This window comes from Mucilaginibacter achroorhodeus (assembly GCF_007846095.1).
Lineage (GTDB): Bacteria > Bacteroidota > Bacteroidia > Sphingobacteriales > Sphingobacteriaceae > Mucilaginibacter > Mucilaginibacter achroorhodeus.
Window position 1 is genome coordinate 1,115,418 of the sequence record NZ_VOEI01000001.1, and the last position, 21,821, is coordinate 1,137,238.

Annotated in this window: 17 protein-coding genes and 1 tRNA gene; 5 read left to right on the plus strand and 13 right to left on the minus strand. The window is 40.8% G+C overall.

The window, feature by feature from the left end; all coding sequences use genetic code 11:
* The first annotated feature begins 17 nt into the window (after positions 1-17).
* Entirely contained in the window at positions 18-398 is a 381-nt protein-coding gene (locus FPZ42_RS05205) for a DoxX family protein (protein WP_146269402.1), read from the plus strand.
* Positions 399-403: 5 nt separating this feature from the next.
* Positions 404-943 carry an SRPBCC family protein gene (locus tag FPZ42_RS05210; RefSeq protein WP_146269403.1) on the plus strand — a complete coding sequence of 180 codons (540 nt, stop codon included), beginning with the start codon at positions 404-406 and terminating at the stop codon, positions 941-943.
* 12 nt (positions 944-955) lie between these two features.
* Here the strand turns inward: FPZ42_RS05210 and FPZ42_RS05215 are convergent, their stop codons facing one another.
* The 6 genes from FPZ42_RS05215 to metG all read right to left on the minus strand — a co-directional run bounded on the left by FPZ42_RS05215 (position 956) and on the right by metG (position 6,884).
* Positions 956-1,243 carry a hypothetical protein gene (locus tag FPZ42_RS05215; protein ID WP_146269404.1) on the minus strand — a complete coding sequence of 96 codons (288 nt, stop codon included), beginning with the start codon at positions 1,241-1,243 and terminating at the stop codon, positions 956-958.
* 91 nt (positions 1,244-1,334) lie between these two features.
* Complete coding sequence (locus FPZ42_RS05220; RefSeq protein ID WP_146269405.1) at positions 1,335-2,210, minus strand: alpha/beta fold hydrolase; 876 nt, start codon at positions 2,208-2,210, stop codon at positions 1,335-1,337.
* Positions 2,211-2,424: 214 nt separating this feature from the next.
* Positions 2,425-3,501, minus strand: a complete 1,077-nt coding sequence (locus FPZ42_RS05225) for a S1C family serine protease (protein WP_146269406.1) — start codon at positions 3,499-3,501, stop codon at positions 2,425-2,427.
* 262 nt (positions 3,502-3,763) lie between these two features.
* Positions 3,764-3,835, minus strand: a tRNA-Arg gene (locus FPZ42_RS05230).
* Positions 3,836-3,898: 63 nt separating this feature from the next.
* Positions 3,899-4,747, minus strand: a complete 849-nt coding sequence (locus FPZ42_RS05235; RefSeq protein WP_146269407.1) for a hypothetical protein — start codon at positions 4,745-4,747, stop codon at positions 3,899-3,901.
* Between the two features lie 76 nt (positions 4,748-4,823).
* Positions 4,824-6,884, minus strand: coding sequence for a methionine--tRNA ligase (gene metG / locus FPZ42_RS05240; protein ID WP_146269408.1), 2,061 nt, complete (start codon positions 6,882-6,884; stop codon positions 4,824-4,826).
* Between the two features lie 122 nt (positions 6,885-7,006).
* On the opposite strand from metG, the gene FPZ42_RS05245 reads away from it, so the two are divergent.
* Entirely contained in the window at positions 7,007-7,921 is a 915-nt protein-coding gene (locus FPZ42_RS05245) for a S66 peptidase family protein (RefSeq protein WP_146269409.1), read from the plus strand.
* Between the two features lie 12 nt (positions 7,922-7,933).
* Positions 7,934-8,341, plus strand: a complete 408-nt coding sequence (locus FPZ42_RS05250; protein ID WP_146269410.1) for a DoxX family protein — start codon at positions 7,934-7,936, stop codon at positions 8,339-8,341.
* A gap of 55 nt (positions 8,342-8,396) precedes the next feature.
* Here the strand turns inward: FPZ42_RS05250 and FPZ42_RS05255 are convergent, their stop codons facing one another.
* The 7 genes from FPZ42_RS05255 to FPZ42_RS05285 form a co-directional block, all read right to left on the minus strand.
* Positions 8,397-9,089, minus strand: a complete 693-nt coding sequence (locus FPZ42_RS05255; RefSeq protein WP_146269411.1) for a hypothetical protein — start codon at positions 9,087-9,089, stop codon at positions 8,397-8,399.
* A gap of 156 nt (positions 9,090-9,245) precedes the next feature.
* A complete protein-coding gene (locus FPZ42_RS05260; RefSeq protein WP_146269412.1) occupies positions 9,246-10,112 on the minus strand; it encodes a BT_3987 domain-containing protein in 867 nt (288 codons plus the stop codon).
* Positions 10,113-10,126: 14 nt separating this feature from the next.
* Entirely contained in the window at positions 10,127-11,740 is a 1,614-nt protein-coding gene (locus FPZ42_RS05265; protein ID WP_186458684.1) for a SusD/RagB family nutrient-binding outer membrane lipoprotein, read from the minus strand.
* Between the two features lie 10 nt (positions 11,741-11,750).
* A complete protein-coding gene (locus FPZ42_RS05270) occupies positions 11,751-14,885 on the minus strand; it encodes a SusC/RagA family TonB-linked outer membrane protein (RefSeq protein WP_146269414.1) in 3,135 nt (1,044 codons plus the stop codon).
* A gap of 702 nt (positions 14,886-15,587) precedes the next feature.
* Complete coding sequence (locus tag FPZ42_RS05275) at positions 15,588-16,520, minus strand: DUF1735 domain-containing protein (RefSeq protein ID WP_146269415.1); 933 nt, start codon at positions 16,518-16,520, stop codon at positions 15,588-15,590.
* A 21-nt stretch (positions 16,521-16,541) separates the two neighbouring features.
* Positions 16,542-18,035, minus strand: coding sequence for a SusD/RagB family nutrient-binding outer membrane lipoprotein (locus FPZ42_RS05280; protein ID WP_146269416.1), 1,494 nt, complete (start codon positions 18,033-18,035; stop codon positions 16,542-16,544).
* A gap of 13 nt (positions 18,036-18,048) precedes the next feature.
* A complete protein-coding gene (locus FPZ42_RS05285; protein WP_186458685.1) occupies positions 18,049-21,279 on the minus strand; it encodes a SusC/RagA family TonB-linked outer membrane protein in 3,231 nt (1,076 codons plus the stop codon).
* Positions 21,280-21,461: 182 nt separating this feature from the next.
* Between FPZ42_RS05285 and FPZ42_RS05290 the strand changes: the two genes are divergently transcribed.
* Positions 21,462-21,803 carry a PadR family transcriptional regulator gene (locus FPZ42_RS05290; RefSeq protein ID WP_146269418.1) on the plus strand — a complete coding sequence of 114 codons (342 nt, stop codon included), beginning with the start codon at positions 21,462-21,464 and terminating at the stop codon, positions 21,801-21,803.
* Positions 21,804-21,821 lie beyond the last annotated feature (18 nt).

Here is a 21,821-nt window from a genome sequence, read left to right on the forward strand (position 1 = left end):
ATAAAAAATTTATCGCTATGAGCACTAAAGCTATCAAAATTATCTATTGGACCTTAAATGTACTATTTGGTTTGGCTATGCTTGCAGATGCCTTTGGTGGTATCACGCAACAGGAAGCAGGCAAGGTTGTATTGCAACATTTAGGCTACCCAATGTACCTCTTAGTTATTACCGGCATATTTAAGCTCTTCGGCGCCATTGCTATCCTGCAAAACAGGTGGATGGCTATAAAAGAATGGGCCTTCGCAGGTTTCTTTATCAACTTTGTTGGTGCCATAGCATCGCGATATGCCATGCACGATCCCTTTAGTGAGCTGATCCCGCCATTGGTGATGATGGCGATAATGTTTATCTTGTATTACTTTTGGAAGCAATATAACAGAACCAAGATCGCCTAAAACTTATGGATACCTTATTAACTATTGTTGGGATAATTGCCGGTATTATTGCGGTTGTTGTACTACTTGCTTTGATTGCGCCCAAGGGCTACACCGTTGTCCGAAGCATAGTGATCAACAAGCCGCGCCAATTGGTGTATAACTATGTGAAATTTCTCGGCAACCAGCAGTACTACAATAAATGGGTGATGATGGACCCAAACAAGCGTACAAGCGCTACCGGAACGGATGGCACCGTGGGTTACAACTCCACGTGGGATAGTGACGTAAAGCAGGTAGGCAAAGGAAACCAAACCATTGAAGGTTTAGTGGACGGCGAGCGAATTGATATCAGGATTGTTTTTGAAAGACCGATGCCCGGCGTAGCCGACATTTACATTGCAACGCAATCTGTAACCGAAGACAGCACCGCGGTAAAATGGTCAATGCAGAGTAAAATGCCTTTCCCAATGAATGCCATGCTATTGGTCATCAATATGTATAAGCTATTAGGTAAAGACCTGGACGAAAGCCTTTCCAATCTAAAACGAGAATTAGAAAAGTAAGCCCTCCGCCAATTACAGAAACGCCTCAACCAACTGCTCCCATTCTTCCTGCAAGGATACATCCGGTCGGGTTTTCCCTGCTCTGCTATACCAGTAATCGGCATTCCAGATGTCGCCCTCTTTGCGGTGCAGATAGGCATGCACCCAGGCTGATGCCTTATCGTTTAGCTGGTCAACCTCTGCATGTGCTTTAGCCCAATCGCCTTTGCCATCGTACCAAAGGCTTTTTAATTTTACCGATAGGCCACTGTCCGGTTTCGGTAAACTCAATGATGCTTTAAATTCGGTAAACGTTTGCATACGATTCTGTTTTCTACAAAAATACGGTTTCAAACAACAAACGCCGCCTTATGGTTAAAGTAGCGTTTTGTAATTTATAATAAAGTTAAGGTTATTTCAGAAAGCTGTTCATGTATGCAAGAATAGTACTGCTTTGCATCATCAAACCAACATGGCTTTGTGAGGGCACGATAGCCAGCTGCGATTTAGGCATGGGCTGCATATCTGCAGAAACTCCACCGCCTAAAAGTTTATAGGTTTTGCCCAGTTCAACTTTATCTAAGCCATCATTATCTCCCGCAATGATCAGCACAGGTGCTTTTATCTTTGCAATGTTAGCATCGCCCATATCAAATGGTTCACCTGCAAAAATGATCATCTGGGCAATAAACTTGCTCCATTTTGTTTTGTCGGGGGCTACTGCATCATAAGCCGTTTTCATTGGGCTGTTATCAAAAAGCTCGGGCTTAAAAGATTTAAAGGCATCAGCTATCTCGGGCACCCAACCGGTACTTTTATAAGTAGATGAGATAATCACTAATTTATTTACACGTTTAGGATAAAGTATGGCAAACTGGTAAGCTACCGAACCGCCCATACTGTAGCCGGCAAAATCGGCACTATCCACTTTGAGGTAATCCAATACGCCGGCAACATCCTTTGCTAAATTGAGGTTGGTAAATTTCCTGTCCGAGTATGGGGTATGCCCGTGACCCTGCATTTCAATAGCTATTACTTTCCTGGTTTTCGCCAACTCGGGTATCAGCTGGCTCCAGTTACCCTCGATGGTCATAAAGGCGCCGTGTAGCAATATGATAGGCTTACCCTTGCCGTAAACCTCGTAATAAACTTTAATGCCGTTAGCAGGCGCAAGGCCACTGGCTGTTGGCTTAAGTTGCTGCGCTTTTAATTGGATAGTGGTAAGCAAAAGCGTTACGATAGCCAATAAGAGCTTTAGGCTATTTGATCTTGTAGATTGTTTTTTCATGATACAGGTTGTTTTGATTGATTGAACAATACAAATATCTGCCGTATTAAAAGAAGTAATACTGTGTAATAGTGACAAAAAAGGGGCGTTATGCGACATCTGATTATATTGCGAGTGCCTCAACAAAAAAGCCTTAAATCTTCCGATTTAAGGCTTTATACTTTTTTGTACCCCCGACGAGAATTTCTTCGCATTTGAGCCTCAAAGAGTTCTGTCATTTATTGTAGTTCTGTTGTAATGATTGTTGATGGAAGTATTCGTCAGCCCTTTTTATAAACCCTAAAACGATATTAGATTTTACAAATAGAGGAGTTCCGTCGATATAATAATTTTGTGAAGCTGGAGAAGCAGAAAGCACTTCACTATCGTATCCTTGAACGATTCCGACTAACTTATTGTTAGATACCAAAGGCCCTCCGCTATTGCCGTGGAACACAAAGATGTTCCCTTTGATAAGCTTCTCAGATTTAGTTGATGCAGCGACTGTACCTCGAGTGAAAACAGGCGCTACATATGCATATCCCTCCCAAAAAATATTTTTGTTCTCCTTTTGAAAAACAACAGAAGATTTTTCTGTGTAGCCCAAAGTTTCGATTTCTTGACCTTTGATGAGATTGCAATTCTCATCTATATCATTCAGCGCGATTGGCGTGTAGCCCCGTTTTTTCAGAACATCCAATAAGCCTTTACAATACATTTCGTCATCCAAATTCACAACAGCCACGTCTTCATCACGCTTGATCCCTGTTTTATCTGATTCAAGATATTCCATATAAAGGGGGAAGCGATTTGTCATGCCGCTAAACATAATAAAGGGCTTTTCGCTTCCTCTTTTCATCAACATATTGTTATTTCCGTCAATTTTTACACCCACTGTGTAGTTAGGTTTGTAAATGTTCTCTACCAGTATTATCTTTCCTACTGTTGATAATAAAGCGTCAGGATCATTGCCTGTCAATTGTGGCTTGTACAGCATATGTTTAGCTGTAACAAGCATATTTCGACCATTATACTTTAAAAAAATGGCAGTGCCTGCTTCTATTAAAGAATTCTGATCAAATTCTTTAAACTTTTTTTTGGCCTGGTCTCTATTGATTTTCCCGCTTCTAAGCTGTTCATAAACATCAGCTTCCTCGTAAGATCTGCTATAGGAAATCTGTATATTTAAAGTGGCCGGTATCCACTTGTTTAAATCTATGTCCATTTTTTTTTGGCTAAACGAAATCTTAGATGTTAAAAGGAAGGTTGCAAAAAGGCTTACATTGACAATCAACTTTGTTTTCATTTTCATATCGACAATAAGGTTAACTAAGACCACCTTCCGGTATCTGCACTAATGGCAGTAGATGCAATGCACCTTTAATGTTTTTCCAGATCACGTTATCCACAGCTGATTGTGCAAACGGTCATACCAACTCGATTACATTTTAAATGTGTAACAACGTTGTATAGTAAGTAAGCGGCTTATACAGAATTCAAACTACTAAAAACCCCCTTTTCTACATTAGTAAAGGGGGTTTTATAACCAGGAATTTTCTCCTGGATTTTTGCTGTACCCCCGACGAGAATCGAACTCATATCTAAAGTTTAGGAAACTTCTATTCTATCCGTTGAACTACAGGGGCAGTTTTTGAGTATGCAAATTTGCACATTTTAACTGACCCTGCCAATACCCGAAGGGCTTATATTTATTTGCTTTTTGCGTTCTGGCTATCGGTTATCGCCCCCGCTGTTCCAATCACTGCAGCAGCACCAACAACAGCCATTGTTTTTCCATAACCCGTAGCTTTTGAATTGATGAAATAATCGCCGCGCTGGTTGCTAAACTCTTTAAGATGCTTTGGATCACTATTGGTTTTTAGGGTGCGGGATATAAAGAATTTGTCTTCATAAACCACGGGTATATTCTTCCCATCAGCAACCGTGTAAGTAGTTAAATAGCTTCTAAAAGTAAGTGGCGAATTATCCGGTGTAAATAATGCAGTATTCACTTTAGTAAGAGCAACCGTATCCTGCAATCTCTCTATCATCCTTATCTTATGGAAGGCTGTATCCGGCACTTCAATAAAGCCACGTGTTAGCCTCACTGTAGTGTTGCTGCTTTGCGTATGCGGTGGTAAAAAGGTTGTTGTTTTAGGCAAGTTAGCCACTGCATTTACGCTGCCATCCGTGTAAGTAGGATTAAATATACTTCCTTTGTTGTTTCTGAGGTAGCTGTAAGATTCAGCGGAAATATTGCCTTTCAGGCTTATCGATTCGGGCACATAGCTAACGGCTTTATCTCCAATAACCAATGCCGACTGTTGCCAGTCAATATACAACGGCTGATTTAATTTGTTGTAAACATTTACAGTAACCGGTGCATCGGGCCCGTAAAAGGAATAAGAAATACGTACGGAGTCGTTTTCAAATTCGTAATTGCCGGTTTCCTTGTTAGGCTCTTTACCGGTTGTACTACTGATAACGTTGACCTGATACTTACTGCATGATGTTAAAATTGCACAGCAAGCCAAAGTGATGATAAGTGGGAGTCTCATGATAGTTTGGTTGTTATTATACAAACTAAGACTTAAAATTTTACCACAGGTTTAACCCATGGTAAAATTAATATTTTTATCTTACTACCGATCCATTATCCATCGTATCAACCGGAGCAACAAAGCTTAACTTGCCCTCAGCGTTCTCCGCCATCAATATCATACCTTGCGACATAATACCCTTTATTTCGCGTGGTTCAAGGTTTACAAGTATACTCACCTGTTTCCCTATAATGGCTTCAGGCTCATAATACTCCGCAATACCGGATACTACCGTACGTTGATCGATACCCGTATCTATGGTTAGTTTAAGTAGCTTCTTGGTCTTGGCAACTTTCTCGGCAGTTAAAATGGTTCCGGTACGGATGTCCATCTTTACAAAGTCATCAAAGGATACGTTTGCCTTAGCGGGCGTAACTGCAACCTGTTTAGGCGCTGCAACGGCTGCTGCTTTTTTATCTGCAAGTTTTTGAATTTGCTTTTCAATAGCTTCATCCTCCACTTTCTCAAATAAAAGTGCGGCCGGGTTAAGCTGGTGCCCGCTGGCAAACTCCACTTCCTGATCGAGCGCAAATGGTTCAACATTAAGCATACCGAAGATCCTTTCTGCCGTATGGGGCAAAAATGGCTGCAGGCAAGTTGCAATATGGCCTATTATAGCCAGACTGTTGTGCAATGCATTTTTAGCAGCCTCTGCATCGTTCTTAATTGCTTTCCAAGGCTCCTGCTCGGTTAGGTAACGGTTACCTAAACGCGCCATGTCCATTACGTTCTGCATAGCCTGGCGGAAACGATAGCTCTCCAGGTTCTTGCCCAGTTCATCGTAGTAGCCGCCTAATTCCGCGTTTATTTTTGCATCCGTAAGCTTAATATTAGCATTTACCTTACCATCATAATACTTATGCATTAGTATCATTACCCGGTTTACATAGTTGCCTAAGATGGCAACCAGCTCATTATTTACACGTGCCTGGTAATCTTTCCAGGTAAACTCACTGTCGCTGGTTTCCGGCAGTATCGATGTTAATACATAGCGCAGTTCATCCTGCTTACCGGGAAATTCTTCCAAATACTCATGCAGCCAAACAGCATGGTTGCGAGAGGTAGATAGCTTATCCCCCTCAAGGTTAAGAAACTCGTTAGCCGGCACATTCTGAGGCAGTACGTACTCGCCATGCGCCTTTAGTATAGCCGGGAATATGATGCAGTGGAAAACGATGTTATCCTTACCAATAAAATGTAGCAGACAAGTTTCATCAGCCTCGTTGGCCTGCTTCTTCCAGTATAGCTGCCAGTTTTTATTATTATCAATAGCCCATTGTTTGGTGGCCGAGATATAGCCTATTGGGGCATCCATCCAAACATATAGCTTTTTGCCTTTAGCTTCTTCAAGTGGCACATCAATACCCCAGTCGAGGTCGCGGGTCATGGAGCGTGGCTGCAGGCCCGATTTTAACCACGACCGGCACTGACCAAATACATTTACTTTCCACTCGCCTTCTTTCTCATCTATCCATTTCTCTAACCAGGGCTGGTATTTATCTAATGGTAAATACCAATGCTTGGTTGGTTTCAAAACCGGCGCTTTGCCGCTTAATGTTGATATAGGATTGATCAAATCAGTAGGGTTCAGTGAAGTACCACAGTTCTCGCACTGATCGCCATAAGCCCGGTCGTTACTGCAAACCGGGCAGGTACCCGTGATATAACGATCTGCCAGGAACTGGTTGAAATCCTCGTCATAATACTGCTCAGAGAACTTCTCTATAAACTCCCCCTTTTCATAAAGGTTCAGGAAAAACTCCTGCGACAAGTCATGATGTATAGCAGATGATGTGCGGTGATAAATATCAAACGACATCCCAAAATCTTCAAAGCTCTGTTTTATTTGCTGGTGATACTTATCAATGATGGCCTGCGGGGTGGTACCCTCCTTTTTTGCTTTGATAGTGATAGCCGCACCATGCTCATCAGAGCCGCAAATGTAAACCACATCCTTTTTCAGCAGGCGTAGGTAACGCACAAAAATATCGGCAGGCAGGTAAGCACCCGCAAGATGACCAATGTGCAATGGCCCGTTAGCGTAAGGTAGCGCAGATGTAACGGTGAAGCGTTTATATTTATCAAGTTGCGACATTCAAAAGGGATGTTTTATTAATTTGCAAAGATAGTTTTTTAGTCGGTAAGTCGGGAAAGACCGAAAGCCCGTATCATTTGCCGACACATCACATATTTTAAAATTTTATATCTTCCGGACTTATGCGGACCTACGGACTTCCATCAATTATTCCACCATATCTAAAAAAAGGCGATAAAGTTGCCATTACCTGCCCTGCTAAAAAACTACCGGTACCTATTACCGATGCCGTAAACCTGCTTACAGGCTGGGGACTTGAGGTAATTTTAGGTGAAACCGTTTCTGCCGGTCATAATCAATTTGCCGGCGACGACGATTTCCGCGCGGCAGATATGCAACGCTTCATAGATGACGATAGTATCAAGGCCATCTTTTGCGCTCGCGGGGGCTATGGAACAATCCGAATGATCGACAAGGTGAACTTTGATGGCCTTAAGCAAAACCCAAAATGGTTCATCGGCTTTAGCGACATCACGCTGCTGCATTCCCACCTCATTAAAAATTATGGATTAGCGTGCATCCATGGCCAAATGCCGCTTAACATACCTGACGCTACCAAACACTCTTTAGAAACGCTTAGGATGGCTTTATTTGGCCAGGAGTTAACTTATTCGATAAAGCCAAATCCGCTGAACCGGATGGGCGAAGCTTCGGGAATTCTAATTGGGGGAAACCTGTCTTTGCTAATAGCCGCGTCCGGCTCGGTAAGTGATGTTGATTACGATGGCAAAGTGCTTTTCCTGGAAGATGTTGGCGAATATCTTTATTCAATTGACCGTATGCTTCGCTGCCTTAAACGCGCCGGAAAACTAAATGGCTTAAAAGCGCTTATTATTGCTGGCTTTACTGATCTAAAGGATAATGATATTCCGTTTGGGCAAACACTGCCAGAGATAGTAATGGATGTTGTAAAAGAGTACAATTATCCGGTTTGCTTTGATTTCCCGGCGGGGCACGTAAGCGACAACTGCAGCCTTATTTTAGGGAAAGAGATAAGCGTATCGGTAACCGCAAATGAAGTAACAATAAAACAATAAACTAATATCACTATGGCGTATTTAAGCAATTTAAGCCGTTACAAGGATCTCGGCCTGTTAATTACACGTGTTGGCCTTGGCGCAATGTTTATTTATCATGGTTATCCCAAATTACTGGGAGGCACACACGCCTGGCAGGAGTTAGGTTCATCAACCAAATATGTAGGCATTACCTTCGCACCTGTATTCTGGGGTTTTATGGCAGCAATTGTAGAAACACTTGGCGGTTTCCTGCTAATTGTAGGTTTAGCATTCAGGCCGGTGTGTATATTGCTTCTCATTAACATGATAGTAGCAGCCGCCAGCCATATAGGCGGTGGCGACGGTTTACAAGGCGCTGCTCATGCTATTGAGGCTGCGTTTATGTTTGCGGGATTAGTGTTTACAGGACCGGGTAGGTATAGTGTTGATAAGAAATAAAACTAAGCCATATATTTATCATCCTTACAAATGATAAATATATGGCCTTTTGAAATCAATAATTCCATATAAAGCGTTGGCGCTTGGTAGGGTCGGGCGAAAAGTCTGCTTGAAATTTAACTTTGAACACGCTGGCCATAGTCTCACCCTTATAAGTAGCAGGCAACCACTCGATATCAAACAGTTTCTCGCTTACAACAATTTTGGTATTGAATTTAAACCCATCGATACTGTAAAATGCCGAATATCTCGCTTTTCCTTTAGCATCTATGTTAGCAATCAGATCAACATCTAAAGTACCAGAAGCTGATTTATTCTCCTTCAGAGTCTTCCTTTGAAACTCAGTACCCAACAGTGATATATACTGTTCTATAGAACAAACAGGTACCGGGATACTGGCCCCCTTTTTAGCCTCTTCGTTATTTGTTAAAATTTCGTATGTAGCGCGGCCTATGGCGGCGGTATCGGCAGATATTAATTTTTTGAGTGTATAATTGTATCTAACAAATATTGACCCATCCGGGTTAAAAGCATACCAGTTTCCAACACGCTGGTTGTCTTTATAAGCTCCGCGCAGAGTCATTTTACCATCCGGTGTATATAATTCATAACCACCATCTAAAACTTTAGCATCGTTGATGTTATAATTGAGCTTAGACTGGTCTGAAAGGTAAGTGGTTTTTTGAGTTGCGCCTGCGGTAAATGTTAAGGCAGTAGTGACGATTAAGGTTTTAAATAAAGCATTCATAATAAAGCGTTTAGAATAGCAATTTACTAATTAATTTTTATCGGAAGTTATTTAAAAATTAATTTTTCCAATTAGTTTATCTGGAAGAAAATAATACCTGAAAAAAAAGGCCAGTCGATAACTTCGACCAGCCTTTTAAAATACAGAGAAAACCTGTTATTTAAGTTTGATATTTTCGTTAACTACACGGAAACCACCGCCACCTGTATATTGATAATTCAATTTAAATGTTTTAGTGGTTGGGTCATAAGTGTTAGTTTTTCCTGCAACCGGGATAAGTGGCTGAGAAGCACTCACCTGGCCAACTATAGTAACGGTATTGTCAGCCTCGTTAACAACAAGGTTCATAGAGCCGCCAATATCACCGATCTCAGTTGAAACAGTATTTGCGTTTACAGTTCTAAGCGTTTTGTCTCTGTCGATGTTTCTCGGACCTAAAGTTGGGTGATTGAACACGCCTGTAGAGCGATAAACGCCATCGTACTTGTTCCTGGCAGCAACACTCAAAAGAATAGTGTTGTAATTACCACTTATAGTACCTGAAGAAACCGAAGTAATTTTTAATGGTAAAACATACTGCTTGTTAAGGTCAAATTTATCAGTAGCATATGTAATTGTAAACGAAGCTCTCGATTGTCCCTTTTTGATAACTACAGAGGTAGCGTTAACCTTGTAATTTGCAGCAGGCATCTGAGTATAGCTCGTTCCATTCTCGTCGTTGTAGGCTTTAACGGCAACACCATCAGTTAGCGGCGCAACGTTAACAGTAATATCCTGAGGGGCGCCAACTTTAGGCCCTGAATAGGATACCTCAATCGTTTGATCTACTGCCGATTTAATATCGAACCCAAATGTGTATTTCGGATACACAGCAGTTGGGTCGTCATTTTGTGCAGGGTTAGCAAACTCAATTACGTTATCTGACTTACTTGGATCAAGAACTAAACTATCATCCTTCAAACAAGATGTAAAAAAGCTCAAGGCTGTAAAAAGCGTTAGGGCTCTAAATATATTTTTTTTCATGTTTTCTGCTTATTTTAATTTAAATCCCAAAATACCTTAGCCGTGTAAATATTAATGTTCTGAGGAACATTAGATGGGTTAAGGTTGTATTCTGATTGCGGATAAGGCACTCTCGTTATTAATTTATCTGGGCTTGTAGCACGAGATTGTATTGATGCGAACGAGGTGATAGGGTTGCTGGTACTGGTTGTACTGACCGGGTAGGTTGTTCTTCTAAATTCAGCAAAAGCCTCATCATGAGAAATTTCATTCAAAGCAATGTATTTTTGTGTAATAATTGCCTCAAGACGCTGCGCCGCAGTGGTTGCTAAATCAAAATTTACTAAGTAAGACGAAGGATTAGCTGTTTTATAATCTGCAAGAGCCGTTGTTAGGGCAGTAGTTTTACTTCCATCAACCACATTAGTTTGATTCTTATACAAATAACGGAAAGATGCAGTTATACCTGCTTCAAAATCTGTTTTTGCAGCAGAAATACCACCACCAATTAACCCTCTTGCTTCAGCTTCAGCCTTGATGAATCGAGCTTCCGCTAAAAGCATAATAACCTGCCCTTGTGAAGGGCCTTTAACAGCGCCTAAACCAGGTGTGTTAAAGTCGGCTCCGGTGTAAAACGCCGTTGAACCGGCTGGTGGGATAACCGTACTTGCAAGGTTTTCCTGGCCTAACTGATTGGTTTGGGTATTAGGGTATGACCTGTAGATTACACCTCCACGACCTTCATCTGTTAATTTACCACCATTATAAAAGGCAAACACGTATTTGGTTGGCAGAACTGACGTTACACGACGGTTACCATTTTCATCAGCAGCCAATGAGTTATAGATTGGCGCTAATCTGCCGCCTTGTTTGGCATAACCTGGATTAACCAAAGCATCATCTGTGATGATACCGATTGTTGAGTTCCAAGATGCAAGTTCAGTTGTAGCAAAACTTGCTGTTTCTGGTACCGCTGCCATTTTTACTAATAAACGCAGTTTCAAAGTATTGGCGAAACGCTTCCAATCATCCATGTGGTCACTGCCACCAAACATAGGGTCAGCAGGAGCCAGAACTTTTGTTGGAGCACTTGAAGACGGTTGTGCCTGGCCAGCAGTGATTGCAGCTATAGATGCATCAAGTTCCTTAACAAGAGCGGTATAAACATCAGCTGCCTTATCATATTTTGGAGTTAAATTACCAACGCCTTTAAGTGCATCTGTATAGGGTACATCATTATAATTATCTACCAATTTAGAAAACACAAAGCTTTTCATGATACGTGCTATTGAATTGAAATACACGTTTGAAGCGCCTGACGTATTATCAATAATATATTGATAATCCTGAGCATTGTCATACGACTGCTGAAAGGGGCCTGCGAAATCACTGGTGCCATAATTTGTTGTTACAGTAGCACCGTAACCGCCAAAACCGTAAACGTTAGCAAAAAAGCCTCCCGGGTAACCAAAAGATTGGCTGTAATTGTTATTTACTGATGCAGTACCAACAATACCTGCGGGTAGCGTTACAGCAGGTGTACTGCTTGTAGGATTGTTAGGGTTATCATTGATATCCAGAGCCTTCTTACAAGACGTAACGCCTACAGCAAGAGCTCCTACAATGAAATATGAGAATATCTTTTTCATGTCTGTTTTATTATAAGGTAATTGAAATAGTTGCACCATATAGTCTTGACGGTGGAGTTTGGCCTAATGACGTTAAACCAATCGCATTACTGTCTGAACCTGCTGCACTATATTCAGGGTCTGTATAAATATTTGTTTTAGGAGTCCATAAGAATAAGTTTCTTCCTTGCACACTAACACGTGCAGCTTTGATGAACTTAGCGCCGGCTAAAATTGACCTTGGAAGATCATAACCCAATGATAACTCTCTAAGTTTCCAAAACGCTGCAGAGTATGCGTAGTTTTTACCAACGTTGGTGTTGGTTGGGCCTTCTGTCCAGAAAGCTGTACCACCACTTGCTGTAGTAATGTTTGTATTAGCTACATATTGGCCTGTAGCTGGATCAAGATAAGATGAGTTAGGAACTACAAAACGGTCACGGTTAAAATATGTTGTTCTTATACCAGCACCAGAAAAATCATAAGTACCACCACCTTGGTTATACATCATGAAACCACCTCGGTATTCAAACAATGCTGCTAAACGTATACCCTTAAAAGTTACTGCTGCATCTAAACCCAAACGATGTTTTGGCTCAGTGTTACCAATATCAACTAAAGTGGTACCAGCAGTTGGGTAGCCAGTAACTGGGTCTACAATTATTCTGCCTTGTGGATCTCTAATATAGTCGGTACCGCGAAGCAATGGGAATGATTTACCTTCAACTGCGTACACACCTGCGTAAGTATAGCTACCAATGTTAAGTTGCTTAAGGTCGTTGCTGATCGATACAACTTTATTGGTGTTAAATGTGTAGTTACCACCAACGGTCACTTCAAGATCTTTTGTTCTAACCGGGGTTAAACGTAATGATGATTCCAAACCTTCGTTAGTAACCTTACCTGTGTTAGTTAAGAAGCTGCTGAAACCAGTTGTAGTTGATACACCAACAGGTACAGTCTGATCTGTAGTTGCTGATTTGTAGTAAGTAGCGCTTACTGAAATCCTTGATTTGAACATATCTAAGTCAAAACCGGTCTCAATAGATTTAGTGATCTCCGGATTGATACTTTGTGATACAATTCTATCTCCTTGCGTTAAAGCAGGGTTACCGTTGTATGGGTAGCCGTAACCTTGAGAGAATGTTGGTAGTAAAGAGTACGCACCAAAGTTAGTAGAGTTACCTAAGTTAACTTGGCCTACTTTTGACACGCCTAAACGCAACTTCAAGCTTTCAATTACATTTGATGATTTTATCCAAGAGAAGGCATCAGACGCAATGAACGATAAGTCAGCCGCTGGATAAAAGAATGAACGGTTACCGGGAGCAAGAACTGACCTCCAGTCATTACGGCCTGATACGTGTAAATACAAGTAATCTCTGAATCCTAAACGAGCATCAGCGTACACACCAATTTGGCGGGCATGAAAATTTGCTTCGCTTGCAGAAGGCACGTTAAGGTTGTTGCTTAAGTTAAACAAGTCCGGAACCACTAAACCGCTAATGCTTGCTGATAAACCTTTATACTGGTTTTCTCTTAAGCTTGAACCAACAATCACGTTTAAGTTAAAGTCCGTGCTAACTTGTTTGATGTATTGAATTTGAACCTCTGGATTTATCTGAGTATTATAATTTGCCAGATCACCTACACCGCCTAATATGTTAGCGAAGTTTGGTGTGATACCTAACCTGTAATCGCTGTAAGTAAACTTATTGGTATATGATTTTTGAGATTGATTAGCTGTTGAAATACCAACACGTGCCAAAATTGACAACTCTTTAAGTGGGAAGTACTTCAATTGAATATTACCTGTCAAATAATCATTACGGGTTAAGGCGCGATTGTTATCTAATGCAAAGTAAGGGTTTTGATAATACTCATTGTAGTAACCATTAGGATTGGCAAATTTGTTGTTTCTCCAATCTTTATAGTCAGTCAAAGGTATTTGACCTGGTGTGTTAAGAACGTTATCAAAAACAGCTGAAATAGCCGAGCTTGTATTGTAACGGTTCTGAACGTAGCTAACGTTATAGTCAGCAGTTAGGTTTTTTAACAGGTTTCTTTGGCCGTTAAGTCTGATGGTTGCTCTATTGTATTTATCGCCTGGAATGGTAGCTCTTTGATTGAAGTACTGTCCAGAAAGATAAAACGTGCTTTTGTCATCACCAGATTGAATACTAAAATCTGATTGATTTGTTAAACCATTGTTCCAAAAGTTATCTTTTCCTTTGTCATAATTATAACTGTAAGGCACAGTTTGGATTGATCCGTCTGCTAAAGGTTTGCCAATTATACGTGGCTGTCCGTCAAATGCAGGGCCATATTGCTGGTTTTCATACGGGGTGTATGATGGCACATCATCGTTACCTGTACCAGAACCAAATCTGTGTTGCAATTTTGGAAGAAAGTTCACCTCTTCAATACTGGTGGTATTTGAGAAAGTTACTGATGTGGCTCCGCGTTTACCTCTTTTAGTGGTAATAATTAACGCACCGTTTGATGCATCAGAACCATATAGAGCAGCAGCGCCAGCGCCGTTAAGAACGGTGATGTTCTCAATATCCTCAGGGTTTAAGTTACCCAAGATACTTGTTGGCACTATAACGTTATCTACAACAACCAAAGCCTGGTTGTTACCTAATAACGAACGGTTACCACGCAAAACCAAACGGATGTTAGGGTTAACACCGCTTGATACGGCGTTTACCTGTAAACCTGCAACCTTACCTGTTAAGGCACTTGCAACGTTAAATGCTTTACCCTGAGTTAGCTGCTCTGAACGGATACTGGTTGATTGGTTACCTTGCTGGCGGTTTTTAATTGCAACACCACCTGCAGTTACCACAACTTCGTTTAGCTGACGTGTATCAGCAGATAAGGTAACGTCCACCACATTACCCGATCCAATGTTTACCGTAGTGCTTGTGTAACCTAAGAAGGTAACGTCAAGAGACTTTGCGGAAGCTGGAACGTTTAAGGTGTATTTACCTTGCGCACTTGTTTGAGTGCCAATGGTTGTTCCGGTAACCTTTACCGAAACGCCGGGGATGGGCAACCCGTCTTCACGGGCAATAACTGTACCGGTAATCGTACGATTTTGTGCATAAACCTGCGTTACAAACAACGACAGGAAACACAAACTTACTAGTAGAAGTTTTTTCATGTTGTTAATAATAAGATCAGTTAATAGTTAATTACTGCTAAAAGTAGTAGTTTATTAACAACAAAACAAAAAAAAGAGCAATTTTTATAATTAATATAAATCAGACAGAAAATTTTATCGCATTAGAATTGAATTAGATTTGATTTTTTTTAATCCATATTAAATAAAATAGCCCTGATCCTATATGATAATCAGAGCTTTGTAAAAGATAATTATTTTGTCAAATACGTTTAACGGATTTGAAAAAGCATGTAGAGATCAGCTTAATTTATCAAAGAAGATGAGGTGATCAGCACAGTAAAATTACACCGTTTTTTGTTGAGTCATCGCCGATTTAAATCGCAACAACAACGCAGACTTTATTTTAGACATACGCGCCGACTTCTATCAAAAGATTGTGAGCCGGATCCTCGTTCAAAGAAAAGGCCCGTTTGATCAGTATAAGTTATATAGGATTTTGAGAATCGCTAACAAAGGCAAACGGAATGAGACTTCTTTCAGAATGAGTTACAGTAACAGAAAAATAACGGTTTTGGCGAGCCAATTAACCTTTTAAGATGGATGCGATTAGGAAAACCAGTTTTATGAGGGTAAACATTTAAAAATAAAACTTATATACTTTTTAAAATCATTAGCGATTTTTGAGGTAAAAAAAAAGCCCTCTTGTATGAGGGCCTTTTTTAATTAAAAGGGGAAGGTGTGTTACCTTGCACTTTTGTAAGTAAAGGTTTCGTCAAAGAATGTCCGATCAGTTCCCTGAACCATTACATACTTCACTTTTATGACACTACCTGAAGTACCAGGTGTACCAGAAACAGCATTAATACCTGTAATGTCTAATCTGGCAGAACGATTATTGCCAGATGGTTGTCCATACTTATTCACCACAGCTGTAACCTTGTTGTTAGAATCAAAAGTAAATACAGGCGCAAATTGTCCATAAGAACTTAACGTGCCGCCATTTAATATAGCATGTGCAAAACCACTTAATCCTTCATCGAAGTAAGCATTCGTGTTAGCTCCGGTTGTTACAAGATCAACCGTACGAGGATAATTTGATGTTAGGGCTGGATTAACCACATCGTTCATTGTGCCTGTTACGGTATAAACGCCATCATATTTATTTTTTACTCCAACACTGTAAATTAAAGTGTTGTAATTGCTGATTTTTTTACCGCTTGCATCTGTGATCTTCAGTGGTAGTGCGAAACTACCGGAAGGATCAATTTTATCGGTATAAATAGTAATGTTCAAAATGCCCAAACGCTGGTTAGCAGGCACAGTTACTTTGGCCGGAAGCGCATAGTCGGCTGAAGGCAATACTAAGTAGTTGGTACTATTTGCCGAGTTATATGCATCTAATGTAGCTTGATCCACACTAACGGTAACATCTAATGCGCTGGTTAACGGAGCAGGAGAAGCAACGTTAACAGCAACCTGCAGTGTAGATGGTGTGCTTGATATATCAAACGCAGCAGACTGAAATTGGCCGCTATTAGCTTCTAAAGGAAACTCAACGAGAGGTTCGTTTTTACTGAAGTCTATATAGCCGCTATCTTTTAAGCATGAGCTAAGGCTAAGCATAGCCGTCACTCCCAGCAGGATATATGACGTTATTTTATAATTTCTTTTCATATCAATATGTTTTAAATAGAATTACTTGGCCCAGAATATTTTTGAAGAAAAGATATTGATCGTTCCTTGGGTTGCTACGTTGTTAGCATTATTAGAATATTCAGATGCCGGATAGTAAACACGGTTTGGAATAGTGGTTCCGGCAGCTTTTAAATCAACAGAACGCGGTACGCCTGTAGGATAACCGGTCCTCTTAAATTCAAAAAAAGCCTCGCTTCTTTCATAACCTGTTACAGCGATGTATTTTTGGGTTATGATTGCGTTAACCTGGGTTTCAAGACTGCCTCCAGCAGGGTAAGCAACGCTTTGTTGAGCATAATAATTAGCAGCAGCTGTTGATGCATTTGCAACATTTAAGTTATTAAATGATGCAGTAATTGCTCTGTTGTAAAGTGATGTAGCGTTTCCCGAAATATATCCTCTTGCAACAGCTTCGGCTTGTAAAAACAATGATTGTGCTGAAGAAAATACAACTGCATCCATCGTAGGCGATTTTAACAAACCTGTGCCTATACCGCTGGTATTAGGGTTAGGAGATGCTGTTGAAGACCCGAATACGATGCCTGTGTAGGTGCTACCAGAAGCATCGGCTGTTACAGGTGCATAAACCTTTGTCAAACGAGGATCGTTCAGTGATTTTAATAAATTAACTTCAAAAGCATTAGCTCTCCAATAGTCGTTAGATCCACCGATCGGATTACCGTTTTGGTCAAACCCGTAAACTCTCCAGAAAGGGCTCTCCTGGCCACCAAAAGCATCGCTGTTAGTATAACCCGGGTTTAAAGTTGCCTGGAAGGTATCGTCGATATATCCCTCGCTCGCGGTAGTAGCCAATGTTGATTTTGCAGCACCGCCACCCAAATTACTTAAGCGGATAGCTAAACGTAATTTTAAAGTGTTAGCAAACTTCTTCCATTTAGTCATATCGCCTTTAAACATGATATCAGAACTACCTGGATCAACCGCTGAACTACTTGAGTTTATTAGTTTAATTGCATCATCTAATTTAGATGCCAGGTCGTTGTAGATATCCGAACCGTTGTCATACTTTGGGAAAAGCACACTTGGGGCCTGAAACGCATCTGTGTAAGGCACGTTGTTATAGCTATCTACCAACTGTTGAAAATCATAAACTTTCATGATCATCCCGATAGCCTGAAATTTAGCGAATGAAGCATCAGCTAAACCAAACTTAACCAAGTTATTGAAGTTGGTAGCATTTTGGTATAACGGCGTCCAGGTCTGATAAAAAGTATTATCAAAATTGTACTGCTGTAGTTGTACACTTGGTACATAGTTACCGCTTGGCGCCCACTGGCCTGCCCATGTAGCATAGGCATTATATTGGGAGCTCGTATTTGAGATATCAGCCGCCACTTTTAGGGCACCAGCCAACGTAAATTGGGGCGTAGTCGACGAAGGTGCATTTGGGTTTGTTTCCAAACTCAAAAAGTCCTTTTTACACGCGGTTAACCCGAGTGTTAAAAGTGCTATAGTGATTATATTCTTTTTCATATTTGTGTATCAATTAAAATGTTACTCTTAGGTCTGCGCCGTAAATACGTGTAGCCGGAGTTTGAGCTGCGCTGGTAGTTCCAGCACCATTACCGATAGTATCTGAGAACTCAGGATCTGTCCAAGGATTGTTTTTAGGTTTCCATAGCGCAAGGTTACGACCTGTTAACGCAAAGTTTAGCCCTTTGATGAAACCAGTATGTCTGATATATTGGGTAAGATCGAAAGCTAAAGAAACCTCACGTAATTTCCAGAATGCAGCGCTTGAAACAAGCGGAGAGTTAGCCGTGTTATACGGCGAACTTTGCCAGAAACCATAGTTACCATCTTGTATTGATACTGATGTGTTTGGTGTGTAAACCGGGTTAGCAGCAGTACCTGTGTTAATAACAGAGTTAGGGAAAATGAAACGTGAACGGCCTGCTGAAGCAGATACATATGATGAACCACCGAAGTTCATGGTGCTACCAACCTGGTTGTAAATAACGTAACCACTTCTGTATTCAGAAACCGCGGTTAAAGTTGCGATCTTATAGGTCCATGAAGAAGTTAAGCCTAAGATATATTTAGGGGTTGTTCTGCCAAAGTCTTTCGGAGTACTGTTTGTAGAAGGCAGACCAGTGTTAGCGTCTACGATAACACGGCCTTGTGGATCGCGGTTAAGATCGGTACCTCTTAATAAAGGGAAAGGTTGGCCAACTTTTGCAGAAACCGCTGCGGTACCAAAGGTCAAAATATCAAAAGTGTTTACACCTGGTATAAGAGATATAACTTTAGAATCGTTGATTGAGAAGTTACCTTTTACTCTCCAACCAAAAATGTTGGCACTTTTTGTCATCAGGTCGGCAGTAGCCTCAAATTCGTAACCAGATGACTGAACTTCACCAACGTTAAGCAATGAAGCGTTATAACCAGTTGCTGACGATGTTTGAACAGTAAGCGTTTGGTTTTTACTGTTTTGTTTGTAGTAAGTGGCAGATAAGCTTAAACGATTGTTGAATAAAGCTGCTTCTAAACCTGTTTCAATTTCATTTACTTGCTCAGGCTTTAGATCTTGGCTGTAGTAAGTTGTACCTGCACTTAAACCACCCAAAGCACCGTAAGGGAAACCTGAGGTAACGCCGTAGATGTTATTGATCTGATAAGGGCCAATAGATATATTACCTACACGGCTTACAGAACCGTATATCTTCAGGTAATTTAATACTCTGTTATCTTTCATAAACGACAAAGCATCTGTTGGCACAAATGACAATTTAGCTGAAGGGTAGTAGAATGACCGGTTTTTAGCTGAAAGCCTTGAGTCACGGTCATTTCTTAATGTTCCTTCAAAAAACGCATAGTTTTTGTAACCAATGTTTAAATCTGCGAAGAATGCAATCTGACGGATCTTAGCTTCTGATTCATTCGCAGCTGGTATACCACCTATATAGGCAACGTTGTATACATTTGGTACCAACAAACTGTTACTTGAAGTGGCCATTGCCTTATAGCGTTGTTGCCAAACAGTATTTCCTAATAATAAGCTGGTTTTAAAGTCATTAAAGAAAGTATGATGCAAATTTACTGTCGCATCTCCTTGTAACCTTGCGTAACCACTTGGGTAACCGTTTAACGTTCCGTCACCAAACTGGTAAACGTCTGCTACCCGACCCGGAGCTAATAAAGTGTTTTTAAAAGTTGATTGTACACTACTTGCGCCGTAAGGGTCGCTTACTCCATAAGGGGTAAATCTTACTTCGCTTTGAGTGAAACGTTGTTGGTTAACACCAAAGTTATAAGAAACGTGATAAGCTAAATCCATCCATTTAGTTGGGTTTAAGCTTAACTTAAGATTTGATAAAAATACGTCTCTTGATGTATTGATCCTTGAGTTATCAACTATCCAATAAGGGTTGATAGCATAAGCGTCATAAAAATCACTTGGGTTTGAGAAAGTGCCGGTGTTAGCATTTCTAAATTGTTTGATATCCAAAAATGCAGGCCATTGCATTAAGTTGGTATACAGCAAAGAACCGTTGTAACCAGTTCCGTAAGTGCTCACATCCGTTTTTGTATAGCTTACAGAATAATCAGCTTTGAAAATTCCTAAAGTTCTTGCTCCACGTGCACTTACGCTGGTACGTAGATTTTTATCATTAGGAACAACACCTTTAGAATACACGTTTTGTGCAGAGAGATAAAACGAGTTGGCAGCATCACCTTGTTGTACTGAAACCTCGTTTTGCTCAACGATACCTGTATTAAAGAACGATTCGATTGGATTTTTCGGAAGCGCTTTGTAAGGAACAACCAAAGTTGGGCCCGTAGCGCTACCTGCTGGATAACCTACCTGAACTTTAGTATTACCAGTTGGATCATAGGCAGGTCCGTACAATTGATTCTCATAAGGAACATACGTAGCGCCTCCGGTAAGAGGATCTATATAAGGGGCTCCCTCGCCACCATACATACCATATGTGTTTTGAAATTTAGGAAAAAAGCCTACTTGCTGAATTTGAAATGAGTTATTGTAGCTGATAACCGGCTTGCCGTTGCTGGCACCGCGTTTAGTGGTTATCAATACCGCACCATTTGATGCCTCAGAACCATACAGTGCTGCCGCGCCTGCACCTTTAAGGATCTGGGTTTCAGCAATGTCATCAGGGTTAATAGAGTTGATTGCACCATAAGGAGCCGGCACACCGTCAATTACGATCAAGGCATTGTTGTTACCCGCGATTGAACGGTTACCACGAAGCTTGATTGTAACATTAGGGTCGATGCTGTTATCAACAGTTTGGATTGCCAAACCCGCAACTTTCGCTGTTAAACCGTTGGCAAAGTTGGTTACATTGGTTTGGTTGATGTCCTTACTGGTAACAGTTGTAGAAGAATACGCGGTTTCTCTTTTGGCTTTTTGTATACCCAAAGCACCTGTTACAACAACCTCACCTAATTCATTAGCGGAAGATTCAAGAACCACGTTTAGTGCGCTGCCGCTGCCAAGCTGTTTTTCCTGTTTTTTAAATCCAATAAAAGAAAAAGTTAAAGATTTTGCCGAAGCAGGTATGCTTAAGGAGAACTTACCTGCGGCATTGGTTTGAGTACCAATTGAAGCTCCGGTTACGGTTACACTTACTCCGGGCAGCGGTAAACCGTCGTCCTTTGAAGTAACTGTACCAGTAATCGTACGATTTTGTGCATAGACCTGCGTTACAAACAACGACAGAAAGCACAAACTTACTAGTAGAAGTTTTTTCATGCTGTGATTAATAAGATAGTTAATAATTAATAACATAAAAGTAACATACCAGTATCCACCGTTCAAATTTGGAGGGCCCTCTAAGGCCTATTCTAATCGAAATCTAATACGGCCAAAAATAAATCTCAAAAATATAGTACTATGTATTGCATAATACATTCTTAAACATATATCTTTGTATTATGATTGTTGAGAACACACAAACCCAAATGAGGAAAGGCATACTGGAGTATTGCATACTTTCCATAATAGCAAAGGGTGAAATATATGCATCTGATATCATCGCCGAACTGAAGAAGGCCCGGCTGCTGGTGGTTGAGGGTACATTATATCCTTTGTTAACCCGGCTTAAAAACAACGGATTGCTTGCCTATAACTGGGTAGAAAGCACATCGGGCCCGCCCAGGAAGTACTATGTGATATCCGAAGAAGGGCGCAAGGTGCTTGAGCAACTGGACACTACCTGGCAGGAACTGGCCTTTGCCGTACAAACCTCCATCGGCGACAGAAATAACAAACACTAACCTTTAACATCACCCAGA